Source organism: Acidovorax sp. KPB24-07 (assembly GCF_057543315.1).
The window spans coordinates 19629-33777 of sequence record NZ_BAAJYS010000006.1; the positions used below are offsets into that span (position 1 = coordinate 19629).

Sequence of the window (14149 nt, forward strand, 5' to 3'; positions counted from 1 at the left end):
AAAACATGTTGATCTACGCAAACAGCTTTTGGTTTGAACCGACGGGAGGGCCTGCCGAGATCATCGATTTCATTGCCAAGTGGGTGGGCCAGCGTGCCAAAAGTTTTGTGGATGGTGACCGACTTGCCCAAGGTATCCGCGAGTTGAAGCTCCGTGACGGCAGCACCCTCACCTCTAATACCACCGGTAATTTGGCTGAGGAGTTGACCTACCCATACCTGTTCAGTGCGCAGCTGAGCCACAGGGACGAGATGGTGTCTGGCCGAAAATGGATCACCGAGGTAGGTCTGCGCCAGGAAGCGGCGGGTAAGCCCGTGGAATGCTCCCTGTTGCTCAAGACCGATGAGGTCAGCGCCAGAGTGACTGCTCCCATTCAGGTAACGCGCCCCAAGCTGGTTGAGCAACTCATCAGGGCCTGTCGGCCGGCGGCAGATACGCCCGGTCTGGTGGTCAAGACCCTGGACGAAAACAGCGCGAAGGCGTTTTTGCACGAGGTGGAACGTGATGCGCGGAGGTACCCGCTGGTGTTGATCAGCTGCTCGCGCGAGGGGTTCTTTCCGGTGGAGCCTGAGCGCCTCCGTTCGGTGCTAGCGGGCTTGGCAGAAGTGGTGGCAGTTCCCAGCGGGGTGGACACTTTTGCCATCGAAGAAGAGGTCGGGCGGCGACACATGGCGTTTGGTGGTGCGGTGAACGTAGTCTTCCCGGTTCGGCATGGAAACAGGGATCGCTTCTGTGAAACGGTGCTCATGCGACCTGATGCGATTGCAGATCTCTTGAGCGGAGGCAAATCGCTGGAGTCGGAGGTGTTGGCGGCCATCACACACCGCACTAATTTACCGGCATCTTGGCGACACATTTCGCCAGCGAAGGTGGACCAGGCGATCCTACACGGTCGGGTCTCGGCTTTGCTGGAGAAAGCCAGGGGTAGCGCCCACGCGGGCGAGTTGACCGAGTACGTTGACCTGTTGCAAGCTGCCGATCAAGAGCTGTTGAGCAAGGATGCAGACCTGAAACAGGTAAGAGCGGACTTCGAAGCCAAGGACGAAGAGGTTCGAGACTTGAAGGCGGAGATCTTCAACCTGAAGCAAACCCTGAGCGGGTTGCAGGCAGACGACGGACAGGATGGGGCCATGGAGGCCTTGGAGCCGCTGCGCGAAAAGATGATGGACTTGGTCAGTTCCAAGCCGACGCTGCAAAAGGTGGTGGACCTGATGGTAACCCTGTACCCAGATCGGTTGGTGTTTCTGGAGACCGCCATGGCATCGGCGAAGGACTCGGACCGGAATGGATTCAAGCTCGCCGACAAGGCCTGCGAGCTGTTGCACACCCTCGCGACCGAATACTGGGCCGCGTTGATGGATGGCAAGGGAGATCAACATGCCAAGGGAGTGTTCGGGCAAAACGCTTTCGCAGCCAACGAATCGGAATCGTTAAGCAATGAAGGCAAGAAGTTGCGCACCTTCAACTACCGTGGCCGGGACTTCGTCATGGAAAAACATCTCAAGCACGGCGTGAAAGACAGCAAGGCCGAAACGCTACGCATCCACTTTGAGTGGCTGCCCAGCGAGAAGAAGCTGGTGGTCGGTCACTGCGGCAAACACTTGAACTTCTGAAAGCCCGTTGAATGAGCATTGCAGACTTCATCCAGAACCAAGTACTGCGCCCACGGGTGCAAAAGGCCGGTGCCCTGGTGGTGTACGACCCCGAGCAGCGATACCGGGAGGTGTGCGCCCAGATGGCTGACGACAAACTGGTGGTGGTTGATGCCACCGCCAACAGTATCGAAAGCCGCCTGCTGGCTATTCAGGGCTTGCGCAATGTGGTGGTGCAGCAGTTGCAAGGCTTGTTGGTTTACGTGCCGACCAAGGCTCCTGAGACCGAAGAGGAGAAACAGATCAATCCGTTCTCGCCTGTCGCTGCGGCCGGGATGGTGTTTCCCGAGGGGGACGGTGACAGCTATGAGAGCCTGTGTCTGAAGGCCAAGCCTGACCACGTGTCGGCCATTCGCGCGGTTTTTGCTCAAGACGCGAGCCCTACCTTTGCCGTGGTGGATGCGGTGGGTGGTGGCCTGGGATGGCCTAATCTGCGTGCGTTGCTGCACGTGGAGTCTGCGCGCGACATTTTGTTTGCACTTTTGGCCCCGAATGCTTCGCAGGTGGCTGCGCTGAACGGTAGCGAAGCCTGGTTGACCGAAGTGAAGGACCTGCTTAAAAACAGCATTGGCCTGAGCTTGAAAACCCGCGGCAAAAAATGGGACTCGGTCTCGGCTGAACTGTGGCGCTTTGTGCTTTTCAGCGAGTTCACGTTTGATCTGCCTGGTGCACTGCCTGATGCGCTGGCCGATGTTCCCAGGGCGGAAGTCAACAGCCAGCCCTTGATCGACGACTTGTGTGATCGGCTGCGCAATGATCGCCGCACACAAAGCATCTATATCGAGAATGCAGAGGGAATTGAAGCAGACCTCAAGTTGGTGAAGCTTTTCGAGGGCTGGGCCGACTTGGGAACGCGCGATACCTTTCCGTTTGAAGAGAGAACGTTCCTGGCAAGGGCTATTGACGGCGTCTTGCGCGATGACATCGATCGCAGCCGCAGCATTCTCGAGCAGCACCAAAGGTCAGTGTGGACGGGCAAGGGTGAAAGCCGCGCACAGTGGGATTTAATCCGCGCGGCGGTCGAGCTCATCCAAACCTGCGAAGACATGGACCGGCAACTGGCCGATAACGCACGCAACGCCGAAGCGCTGCTTGTGTTCTACACCAGCAGTCTGCGCGAGGTTGATCGCCTGCACCGGGAGTTTGAGCAGGCTGTGAGCGACTACGACTGGCAGGACGCGAACGGCCTGATGGCGCCAGTAAAGCACCAGGTGCGCAAGCAGTACGGCAAGCTGGTTGAGAAAGTGCAGCAAATCTTCGTTCGCCACGTAGAAAAAAGCGGCTGGCCATTGGCTGGCTACTTGGCCAACTCCGATGTGTTTGACCGGGTGGTGGCCCCCAAGCTGCAAAAGAACGGCCATAAGGTGGCGTTCTTGATGATCGATGCTTTACGCTATGAACTGGGCGTCGCGCTGGAGCGGCAACTGGCGGAGGACGGACAGGTTCACCTACAAGCTGCCCTGGCGCAACTGCCCAGCGTGACGCCTGTGGGCATGGCCAGTCTGCTGCCCGGTGCGGGGGCGCAACTGCGCTTGAGCAACAACGCGCAAAGCCTGGTGCCCATGCTGGGTGATCAGGTGGTGGAGACGGTGACGCAGCGGATGAACGTGCTCAAGCAACGCTATGGGCAGCGCTTTGAAGAGGTTCGCCTGGAAGACTTTGTGCGTGGGCGGGCGAATTTCTCAGCGGATGCGGATCTGTTGGTATTGCGTGCGGTTGAAATCGACAGCCATTTCGAGAATCACCCCGACACGGCGCCCGGTGAAATCACCCATGCGCTTAAGCGTATTCGGGTGGCGATCAATCTGCTCAAAAAGCGCGGGTTCAACGAGGTGGTGATCGCCACCGATCATGGTTTTTTCATGAATACGCACGCTGGCGCGGGCGATGTGTGCCCAAAGCCAATGGGCAACTGGCTGCCAGTGCACGACCGCTGCGCGCTGGGAGATGGTGCTGGCGACGGTAACCACCTGGTGGTGCCCGCGGAACGGATGGGCATTCGCGGAGATTTCGCCAAGATCACTATGCCGACCAGCTTGGCTGCTTACCGAGCTGGCCTACTGTATTTTCATGGCGGGCTTTCACTGCAGGAATGCGTGGTGCCTGTGATCAGCATGCAATTGAAGGTCAGCACGCAGCCCAGCGTGCACCAGGCGACCATCTCCATGACCTACCGAAACGGTGCAAAGGCCATCACGACCCGTGTACCGGTAATCGAGTTGAGCGTGGACACCGCAGACATGTTCTCGGTGGACAGCGGCTTCGAAGTCTTGCTGGAGGCGCACGACCCGCAGGGAGACGTGATCGGTGAAGCCAAGGCGGGTGGTGCGGTGAATCCGGCCACAGGCACCTTGACGCTGAAGCCTGGGGAGAAGGTCCAGGTCACCGTGAAAATGCACATGGACTTTGAGGGTAAGTTCAAGCTCAAGGCCTTGAATCCATCCACCTTTGAGATCTACGCGCAACTGGATTTGGCGACCAACTACGCGGTATGAAAACCATGAACGAACTCGACCGAAAACTGATCGATGCCTTTGACGGCAAGGTGCTCAGAAAGGACCTGTTGCACCGCATCAAGAAGGGCACCAACGTGCCCACCTTCGTGTTGGAGTTCTTGCTGGCCCGCTTCTGTGCGAGCGATGACCAGGCGGAAATGGATTCCGGCATGGAGGCGGTGATCGCAAGCCTACAGGACAACTACGTCAAACCCGACGAAGCCAACGCGGCGCAGTCCAAGGTGGCGACCAAAGGCAAGCACCGCTTTATCGACAAGATTCATGTGCGGTACGTCGAGAAGGAAAAGCGGCACTGGGCTTCGCTGGAGAACTTCAACTCGCAGCGCATCGCGATCGGCGAGAAGTTTTACCGGGACAACGACCGCTTGCTCGAAGGCGGCATCTGGGCCGAGGTCACGCTGGCGCATAATCCGATTGAAGAGGATGACTACGCCTTCCACGTGGAAGACATGCGGCCCATCCAGATCAGTCGGTTTGACTTTGAGCGCTACTGCGAAGGGCGCAAGCATTTCACCCGCGATGAGTGGGTGACCATCATTTTGCGCACGGTCGGGCTGGAGCCTGAGAAACTCTCGAAGCGGGTGCAGATGCACTTCATCGCTCGCCTGGCCGCCCTGGTCGAGCCGAACTACAACTACATCGAGCTGGGGCCTCGCGGCACCGGAAAATCGTACTTCTTCAGCGAGTTTTCGCCGTACGCGACGCTCATTTCTGGTGGTCAGGCCACGAAATCCACCCTCTTCTACAACAATGCCCGTCGTAAGGTGGGCCTGGTGGGGTTCTGGGATACGGTTGCGTTTGACGAGGTGGGTGGCATCAAGGTCAAAGATCCCGACACGATCCAGATCATGAAGGACTTCATGGCCAATGGGCGCTTCTCCCGTGGCGCCGAGGTCATTGCCGATGCGAGCTTGAGCTTCGTGGGCAACTTTGACCTGTCGATCAGCCAGGTGGTGAACTCGGTCAAGCATGACCTTTTCCAGCCGTTGCCAGCAGAGTTTGACCTGGCTGTGATGGACCGGTTTGCCGCATATATCCCTGGCTGGGAGATGCCCAAGAACAGCAGTGCTTTCCTGACCAACAACTACGGATTCATCACTGACTATTTGGCCGAGGCGTTCCACCACCAGTTCAAACACACGAACCGGTACGAGGAAGTCACTAAACGCATTCGCCTGGGCAAGTCGGTCGAAGGTCGGGATGAAAAAGGCATCAAAAAGACGGTGTGCGCCTTCCTCAAAATCCTGCACCCATCGGGCACGGCCACGGACGAAGAGTTCGAGGAATACGTGGCCTACGCGGTGGAATGCAGGCGGCGGGTGAAGGAGCAGATGAACAAGCGCAAGCCTGACGACGAGTTTGCTCAGATCAATCTTTCCTACCAACGCACGGATGGCACTGAGGTTGTCGTGTTCTGCCCCGAGTCGAAGGATGCGAGTGCTACGCAGCAACCCGCCAGGACATCGCTGAGCCCTTCGGAGGCGGGCGCTCTGGACCTGGGGGAATCGCATGGCACGGCCCTTGATGTGACGCTCACGAAGCCAGCCGAGCTGGCAGAGTTTGCGGCCGTAGTTACAACACCGGCGCCAGCGCAAGCTGCGCTAGAACCGGCGCCTGCCGAACAGCACTTCACCATCCTGTACGGCGACACGGGTCACACCTACGAGTCCATCATGGGGCCGTACCTGCAGGGCGCGAAAACGGTTCAGGTAGAAGATCCCTATATCCGTTTGCCTCATCAGATCCAGAATTTTGTACGGTTCTGTGAGGCTGTCTTGAAAGCAGGAACATTGCGCAAGATCTCGCTGATGACTAGCTTCGACGACACCACGCCGTTGGCCGACATGAACGACAAGCTTGATCAGCTGCGCCAAAGCCTGCTGGAGCAGGACGTAGAGCTGGAAATCAATGTCAACCCCAATCTGCATGACAGAGAGATTCGACTCGACAACGGCTGGGTCATCAAGATCGGTCGGGGTCTGGACTTCTACCAACGACCTAGCAGCTGGTTCGAGATAGGCGCTATGGATATGAGTCTGCGCAAATGTTTGGAGACCAAGGTAGACATCTTTAGAGCCTGACGCACCCCGGGCAACCGGGGCCTGGTAAGCAACAGACCCAGCCCGTGGACAACTGTGCTCACTGCAAAGCCAATCGCAATTCAAGCACAGTGGAGATCTTTCCCCGCAGGGCACCTCGGCCTATTGTTTGGAGAAAGGTCGGGAGCGCGCTTTAGTGCTCTGTGCAACCCCGTGCCTATGAACAGGCCAGCATCTTCAGAATTTCTGTGCGTACGGGCGTTCCTGCTTTCTTGTACAAGAGGAGCAACTCAGCGATCTCATCATCCTCATCCGCAAAGAAGAAAGCCACTGGCACATTCAACACCTTGGCCAATTTGCGCACGGTGAGCAAGTCGGGCCGATGGATGCCCAGCTCGTACCGATTGATCCGCGTGCTCGCCACGAAGGCATCGATCCCTGCCTCAATCCCCAGCATTTTTTGAGACAAGCCAGCGTTGAGCCTGGCTTGCTTAAGCCTGGCTCCCCGGCATTTGGGGTAGGTGGTGCAGCCCCAGAATGTGTTTCCGGCATTGGCCCCTTGTCTGGCGGTACGCAGTGCCATGGCGGCACCACAACATGGGCATTCGGGTTGGGCTGCTGCCTTGGCGGTAGCCTGGGGAGCTTGGACTGCCGATTGGGGTTGAGGCGCCGGGCTCTCCATTGAGTTGGAAGTCTCGCGTTGTGCAGCAGCTGGTTGGCCTTGGGTGCTCCGAGCCTGCTGAATCATGGCAAAGAGCCTGGGGCCGTCCACGAGTTCGATGTTGCGCCCCTGGGCGAAGTCTTTGGCATCGGTCGTGAACCGCCCCGAGGTGACGACAAAGCCGCCCGTGGCACCTTTGGCAGCCATGACGCCATAGAGTTCGCGCACGGTGGTCACGCCCACCTTGTAGGCCTTCCACTGTTTGCACTGCACGAAGAACTTTTCCGAACCCTTGGCCAGGACGAGATCAACGCCGCCATCGGGACCGCCCCCACCGATTTCCGTCACGCGGTACCCCTGTAGTCGGTAGGCTTCACCGACCAGCAACTCAAACTCCCGCCAGCTCATGCCGTCCAAGGCGTCGGCATTGCGTGCTTGCGCCACATCCGAAACCAGTGCTTGACGCTGTTTGCGCCGCCAGGCTGAAAGGGCTGCGGTAGATCGTCTCGTGTGACACATGCAGACTGGAGTTGTTGGGATACACGCACATCCGGCCGGAAGATCTGCATCGCCGGTTCGAGGCGCTGAAGCCGGCGGGGTGAGCGTCAGCTCGGCTGATGGGGCTCGAACCTGAGTTGAGGCAAGAGGCGTCCCTGGCCTGCCCCAGTGAGATGTCATACACCTCGCCCAACTGAGTCAGGTTCGCCCACTGAGCCAAGGCATCTACCGAGTGTCGACCCGTCCCGGTGGGTATACTGACGAAACTAAGCAGCTAACACATGCCCAGAGCCGATCTAATCGTCAATCTTGTGCGCGCTGGCACACAAGGCGATCAGAAGATGTTCAGGTCGACCGTTGAAGCCATCGCTGCCGAGGAGCGCGCTAAGCGCCACACATTGCTGGCCGACAGGTTAGAAGAAAACCTGCGTTCTATCGCAGCGCCTCAGAAAGCGCCCGAAATCGTTCGCACATTTGACGGCGGACACGGCGGGCTTCTCTACGAACTTCAGCCCAAACGGAGCCTGGAGTCGATCCTACTTGCCGAAGAAGTTAGGGCTGCGGCGCGGGAGCTGGTCGAGGAGCAACAGCGGCAAGATCTGCTTCGCTCTTACGGACTTGAGCCACGCCATAAAGTGTTGTTGTCTGGGCCGCCGGGGAACGGGAAAACAACTTTAGCGGAGGCCCTGGCCTACGAATTGATGGTTCCGCTGTTCGTCGTGCGCTATGAGGCGGTTGTAGGCAGCTTCCTCGGCGAAACCAGCGGGCGGCTAAAACGGCTATTTGACTTCGCGCGTACACATCATTGCGTCCTCTTCTTTGACGAATTTGACACCCTTGGCAAGGAGCGTGGGGATACACACGAAACCGGTGAGATAAAGCGAGTTGTCAGTTCGCTTCTCTTGCAGATCGATGGACTTCCAAGCCATGTGGTCGTAGTGACTGCCACCAATCATGCCGAGTTGCTGGACCGTGCGGTGTGGCGCCGTTTCCAATTGCGACTGACCTTGCCAGCCCCCACGCTTGAACAGCGTACGCAGTGGTTTGACCGATTCCAGCGACGACTCGGCGTGTCTCTTGGCATGACTCCGAAGACCTTGGCAAGTCGCCTCAAGGTGACTAACTTTTCCGACCTGGAGCAGTTCTGCCAGGACATTCACAGGCGCTATGTTTTAGCGCTGCCATCTGGTGACCTCAAGGAAATCATTGCCGAACGCATCGTGCAGTGGAAACTGCGAGCAGCCATCGACGACGCCATCGAGCGCTAAAGCTTGCCAGAGGGCGCAACCGGGCATTTGCCCCTACTCATCTTCCCTCAACCGTCGGCAGTTGGGCGGCAGGGCGGCCAGAGAATGGTTCCCACCCTGCATGTGCCAGGCCATGGGCGCCAAGCAGAGCGACTGACGCCGCAATTTCAAACTCTCCAGGCTGCCTTTGAGGCCCGGCGCCTCGAGCTTCAGGCTGCCGCAAACAACAGCGATCCCGATCTTGTAGTGGTCTTTGAAACGGTTGGTGCTGTGGGCGACTTCATCAGCTCGGCCGAACGCATACCGGGGCTTGAATGGCTGGCAGGTATGGTCGACGCGCAAGTCGAGCCCGATGAGGACTTCTATTCGACCCAAGACGCCGCCAAAGCGCTCGGTGGCAGGTTGTTCTTGATGGGCAGTAACAGGCAAGCGCTCGACGAGGTCGTTCGCCTGTGGTGCATATATAAGGAGACGCCGACAGGAAATCTGGGCACCGGTCTTAGCGCCTGGAAGGACTTATTCAAACACCTGAAGGATGTGCGTTTCTGGGGGCCACAAGATCGGCTGAGCGACGACCTTAGGCAAGCTTGGCGCTTTCGGTTGGAGAACGGCACACCGGCTCTGAGGTTTGAGATCGAAGCCTGGTGCTTTGCGTCGGCCGCAAAGAATGCGGCTTCGTCTGCCGAGATAAGAACCCTCGTCACTGAGCTTGGGGGACAGGTTCTTGACGAGCGGTTGATCGGCGACATCGCCTACCTAGGGTTCCTGGTCGAAATGCCGGCCCCAGGCGTTCAGCGATTGCTGGACGCCGTACCTGCTCCTCTGCTGCGATCCGAGCGGGTTATGCTGCTGCGACCACAAGGACAGGCCATGTCGCGGGTTTCCGATACAGCTCCGCAGCTGCCGGATGCTGCTGTGCCTCAGCAATTGACCTCGGGCAGTCCGATAGTGGCCATGCTGGATGGCCTGCCTTTGGCGAACCATCCACGCTTGCAGGGGCGCTTGATCGTCGATGACCCGGATCAATGGGCCGACACATACCCAGTAGCCGCACGAGTACATGGGACGGCCATGGCGTCCCTCATTGCTTGGGGTGAACTTGATAGCGCAAGTGGGGCGTTGGCTGCGCCAATCTACGTACGGCCCATCATGCGGCCTGAACAGGGTAGCAATTCGCAGGTGGAATGCACACCTGATGATCGGCTGCTCATAGATCTTGTACATGTCGCTGTGCGCCGAATGTTTGAAGGTACTCCAGCAGTGCCGGCTGCAGCTCCGACGGTGAAGGTGATCAACCTCTCGGTCGGCGACGGCTACCGCCCATTTGCTGGCGAACTGTCGCCGTGGGCGCGACTGCTCGATTGGTTGAGCCACAAGTACAAAGTGCTCTTCATCGTTAGTTGTGGCAACTGCTCAGACGACCTTATCCTGAAGGTGGCGCGAGATTCCTTGGGAGCGATGCCGCCAGAGGAGCAAGCGGGCCATTCGATGCAGGCCTTGATGGACCTGGACATGCACCGTCGGCTGCTTTCACCGGCGGAGTCGGTGAACGCGCTCACTGTCGGCGCAAGCTACAGCGACGGATCGATCTTCCCCGCTGTGACAGGACGGCATACCTTGTTTCCAGAGCAAGGTGTAGCGCCGTACTCCCGCATCGGACCGGGCTTCCGACGAGCGATTAAGCCTGAAATTCTGCTGCCAGGAGGCCGCGCGCTTTACCGAGAGCGACCTGTTTCTCCGGCGAATGAAACACATGTCTCTGGCGTTTGGAGCACACCGCAACCACCTGGTCATCGCGTGGCATCCCCCCCGGATGCGGTTGGCGATACGGCCTACACGCGTGGCACCAGCAACGCGACAGCCCTGGCGACGCGCGGGGCCGCTCAAGCATTCGATGTGCTGGAAGCCCTGCGTGCGGGCAATCCTCAGAACCTTCCTCACCGCTACGACGCTGTGATGATTAAGGCGTTGCTCGCTCATGGTGCAAATCTTGGGGACATCCAGTCACAAGTGTTGGCCGCGCGCCCTGATGTCGAGCATTGGCATGCGCAGCGTCGCCTTGTCAGTAGATATGCAGGTTACGGCGTGGCCGATGTCCAGCGTGCGCTGACCTGCACTGAGCAACGCGCAACTATGCTTGGCGTGGGCGAACTTCGAAATGACAAGGCTTGGGAGTTCAAAGTACCTATTCCCGAGGCACTCAATGCGACATTGGTTCGCCGACGGCTGACCGTAACGTTGGCATGGCTGACGCCGCCTAATCCACGGCACTCTAAGTACCGCGCCGCAAAGCTGTGGATGGACTTACCGAGCGATCCTCTGAATTTGACTCGCTTGGAAGGCGAGGCGCGGCAACTTCAGTTGGGAACACTACAGCACGAGACTTTTGAAGGCGAAGGCGCTGTGCCGGTTGTAGCAGGTCAGCACCTCTTGGTTCGAGTCAATTGTGTCGCGGATGCTGGTCGGCTGTTGAAGCCCGTTGAGTTCGCACTATGCGTCTCACTTGAGGTCGCTGAAGGCGTTGCCCTGCCTATCTACAACCAAGTTCGTGCACGAATTAGTCAGCCAATTGCCATCGGAGCGCAAGGCTAAGCTCAGCTTCCATAGCCTGCGCAGGGTGTCCTCTATCGAGGTTGATCCACCAAGCGGGCGGTATCAAGGCAGTTTGGAGACGCCGAAGACCTTATGACGTTGCGCACTCTTTGCGATGACAAGGGGCTGGGTCGTGAGGCACTCGATGCGATCAAAAGATTGAAGACCGCATCCGCTACCAGCAGTAAAAGCGCTGGCAGGTACATCCAGACCCAGCAGAAGCCTCGTTCTGTATGACGGCTTGACGCGATGCGGCGTGAACACCTCAACCAGCAGCAACGGCGGCAATCTCGGCATATCGTCCGTCGTGCTCGCGTGGTGAGCCTGTGCTGAATGTCCGCTTGCGGGCCATGAGTCCAGTTTACGAGAAGACCGCTTCGGGTCGGCCACTGCCTTCTGCGTTATTCGTGCCGACGACCGCTCCAGTCTGGAGCGGTCGGCCTTCCAGGACGTCGACGATCAACCCTAGCCCCCGCCTATCGAGGCCAATGGGACGTTCCGTGTTCTGTGAACACGGACGGCCAGTTCGATTAGCCGCTGAATCTCAGCTACGTTACGCCTATTGCCTCCCCAACATAACTACGCGCCATGGCGTGATCGCCAGCAGTTATTCGAAAATTTCGAGCAACTGAATGGGTAGCCACCCTCTGAATACAAGCCCCCTAAACTCTGTACCCAACCTCAAGCAAATGCCCATCGCCGCTCGCACTTCAGCGGGCTGGCAGCCTTTTTTGCTTCCGCAGTCAGCGCAGTTTTCATTTGCGCGGAATCCACTCACGAGGGCATTGCAGCCTGTGTCGGAGCACCCAGTTCCGCAAAGTTGCTGATCTTCACCGCCCCATCTGGAAACCGTGCAATGACTTCCAGCTCACCCCCCATCGCTTGGATGTGGCTGCGTAGCGTTGAAAGATACATGTCTGTGCGCTTCTCCATCTTGGCAATGGAGGGCTGCTGCACATGCAGTACGTCAGCCAGCATCTTTTGCGACAGCCCCCGAGCTTGGCGCAGCTCGTGCAGTGGCATTTCGCTCAGCATGGTTTGCGCGAGTTCAGCGGCTTGAGCGCGCGCTTGAGGGCTCATTGCAGCCCGCAATTCAGAAAACTTCTTAGCCATCTATTTCTCCTTCACGGCGAAGCTGGTCAAGATGCTCGTCATACAACCGATCAGCGATTGGCACATGCACTTCGTACCAGCGGTCATCACCCGTCTTATCGCCGCCGATCAATAAAATTGCCATTCGGCGAGGGTCAAAGGCATACAGCGTGCGAAACGGCCGCCCGCCGTGCTGCGTACGCAATTCGCGCATGTGCCCGTGGCGAGAACCGTTGATACCACTGCTGTGGGGGTGTCCGAGTGAGGGGCCACGCTCTTCCAGCAACGCTACCGAAGCTGCCAAGGACACTTGCTCCTGTTCAGACAAACCTTCCCACCACGCTTCAAACTCATCGGTGTACTCAACGTCCCACGACATAGTTAAATATAGCCCCCAAGGAATATTCCGTCAAGGGAATGGATATCGGGCTGGTTGATCAAACATCACTGCACTGTGTTCATAGCGAATGCTCGGCCCACGCCTGCATCATCGCGCGCCGCTTCTCCAGCATGTCCCCGCGTCGGTAGGCTGCCTCCACCTTGTTGCCCACAATGTGCGCCAGCGCCATTTCCGCCATTTCCTGGGGGTAGTCGGTGGCTTCTGCTGCCCAGTCCCGGAACGAGGACCGGAAACCGTGCACGGTGATGTCGTCGCGCTTCATGCGCCGCAGTACGGCGGTGAGTGTCATGTCAGAAAGGGGTTTGTGGTCACGCGTGCTGGGAAACACGATGTCAGTGTCCGCCAGCTTGGTGTCCTTCAAAGACTCCAGCAGTTGCACCGCAGCATCCGATAGCGGTACGCGGTGCTCTTTCCCGGCTTTCATGCGTTCGCCAGGGACGGTCCACAGTTTGTGCTCGAAGTCCACCTCGTACCAGGCCATACCGCGCACTTCGCCTGAGCGGGCGGCGGTGAGGATGGTGAACTGCAGAGCCAGCGCACCGATGCCGCTTTGCTGGCGCAGTTCGGCCATGAAGGGTTTCATGTGGCGCCAAGGCAGTGCGGCGAAGTGCTTTGATTTGGCGACTTTGGAGCGTGCGGGCAGCAGTGCGTCGAGGTGGCCTTTCCAGCGGGCGGGGTTGTCTCCCGTGCGGTACCGGTGCACGGTGGCCCAATCCAGCACGGCTTCCAAACGACCCCGCAGGCGCGAGGCGGTTTCTGCCTTGGTGTGCCACACCGGTTCAAGCACACGCATGATATGCGCGGTTTCAATCAGCGCGACATCCATCTTGCCGATGACGGGGGCTGCGTAAGTCTGCAGCGTGTTCGTCCACTGGTCGGCGTGCTTGGCGTTCTTCCAGCCAGAGCGGTGTGATTCGATGTAGCGCTCAGCGCAGCTGTCGAACGTGATGGTTTTGGCTTGCTCGGCACGCGCTACGGCAGCGGCTTGGTGCTTGACTTGCATGGGGTCGATGCCTTGGCGCACCTGACGACGCCATGCCATGGCTTTGTCACGGGCATCGGCCAGGGAGACTTCGGGGTATGGCCCCAGCCCCGTCCAGCGCTCACGACCGTTGAAGGCATAGCGCAGAATCCAGGACTTGGAGCCCCCTTCAGTGACTTTGAGCCACAGGCCGGCACCGTCGCCATGCAGGCCCGGCTCCTTGAGCCTGGTGGCTTGCAGTTGAGTGAGTTTGTTGGCTTTGACCATGGGTGGAGTTCGACGGAGACGAGACCCAAATTTTGGTCTCGTTATACGGAAAAGTATACGGAAAAAACACAAGATTGAGAGATGCTATCAGAAACCTCGTGAAACAACAAAAATCATAAGTCATTGTTTTTATTGGGTTAATTTATGATTTCGTGAGATTTCTGGACGCAAAGTGAAACCCGGGTTCGACTGCCGCCCTCTCC

Annotated in this window: 8 protein-coding genes and 2 pseudogenes; 5 read left to right on the plus strand and 5 right to left on the minus strand. The window is 58.3% G+C overall.

Annotation, left to right across the window (positions count from 1 at the left end):
* Nucleotides 1-5: 5 nt before the first annotated feature.
* From AC27IQ_RS01890 to brxL, 3 genes are read left to right on the plus strand one after another with little or no spacing between them, the layout of a single operon-like run.
* Entirely contained in the window at nucleotides 6-1613 is a 1608-nt protein-coding gene (locus AC27IQ_RS01890; protein ID WP_487087813.1) for a hypothetical protein, read from the plus strand.
* Between the two features lie 11 nt (nucleotides 1614-1624).
* Nucleotides 1625-4147, plus strand: a complete 2523-nt coding sequence (locus AC27IQ_RS01895; protein ID WP_487087815.1) for a PglZ domain-containing protein — start codon at nucleotides 1625-1627, stop codon at nucleotides 4145-4147.
* Nucleotides 4148-4152: 5 nt separating this feature from the next.
* Entirely contained in the window at nucleotides 4153-6249 is a 2097-nt protein-coding gene (gene brxL, locus AC27IQ_RS01900; RefSeq protein ID WP_317702403.1) for a BREX system Lon protease-like protein BrxL, read from the plus strand.
* Between the two features lie 175 nt (nucleotides 6250-6424).
* Here the strand turns inward: brxL and AC27IQ_RS01905 are convergent.
* Both AC27IQ_RS01905 and AC27IQ_RS01910 read right to left on the minus strand, forming a co-directional pair.
* Nucleotides 6425-6700, minus strand: a pseudogene (locus tag AC27IQ_RS01905) (helix-turn-helix domain-containing protein); the annotation flags it as partial.
* Between the two features lie 3 nt (nucleotides 6701-6703).
* Nucleotides 6704-7363, minus strand: a pseudogene (locus AC27IQ_RS01910) (restriction endonuclease); the annotation flags it as partial.
* 284 nt (nucleotides 7364-7647) lie between these two features.
* Here AC27IQ_RS01910 and AC27IQ_RS01915 point away from each other — a divergent pair.
* On the plus strand, nucleotides 7648-8634 hold the full coding sequence (locus AC27IQ_RS01915; protein ID WP_487087818.1) for an AAA family ATPase: 987 nt from the start codon (nucleotides 7648-7650) through the stop codon (nucleotides 8632-8634).
* Nucleotides 8635-8718: 84 nt separating this feature from the next.
* Nucleotides 8719-11205, plus strand: coding sequence for a S8 family peptidase (locus AC27IQ_RS01920; RefSeq protein WP_487087820.1), 2487 nt, complete (start codon nucleotides 8719-8721; stop codon nucleotides 11203-11205).
* 774 nt (nucleotides 11206-11979) lie between these two features.
* On the opposite strand, the gene AC27IQ_RS01925 is transcribed toward AC27IQ_RS01920, so the two are convergent.
* From AC27IQ_RS01925 to AC27IQ_RS01935, 3 genes are all read right to left on the minus strand, one after another.
* Complete coding sequence (locus AC27IQ_RS01925) at nucleotides 11980-12318, minus strand: XRE family transcriptional regulator (RefSeq protein ID WP_487087822.1); 339 nt, start codon at nucleotides 12316-12318, stop codon at nucleotides 11980-11982.
* Complete coding sequence (locus tag AC27IQ_RS01930) at nucleotides 12311-12676, minus strand: type II toxin-antitoxin system RelE/ParE family toxin (protein ID WP_428167130.1); 366 nt, start codon at nucleotides 12674-12676, stop codon at nucleotides 12311-12313. The genes AC27IQ_RS01925 and AC27IQ_RS01930 overlap by 8 nt, the downstream gene beginning before the upstream one ends.
* Before the next feature lie 79 nt (nucleotides 12677-12755).
* Nucleotides 12756-13946, minus strand: a complete 1191-nt coding sequence (locus AC27IQ_RS01935; protein WP_487087824.1) for a tyrosine-type recombinase/integrase — start codon at nucleotides 13944-13946, stop codon at nucleotides 12756-12758.
* Nucleotides 13947-14149: the final 203 nt, after the last annotated feature.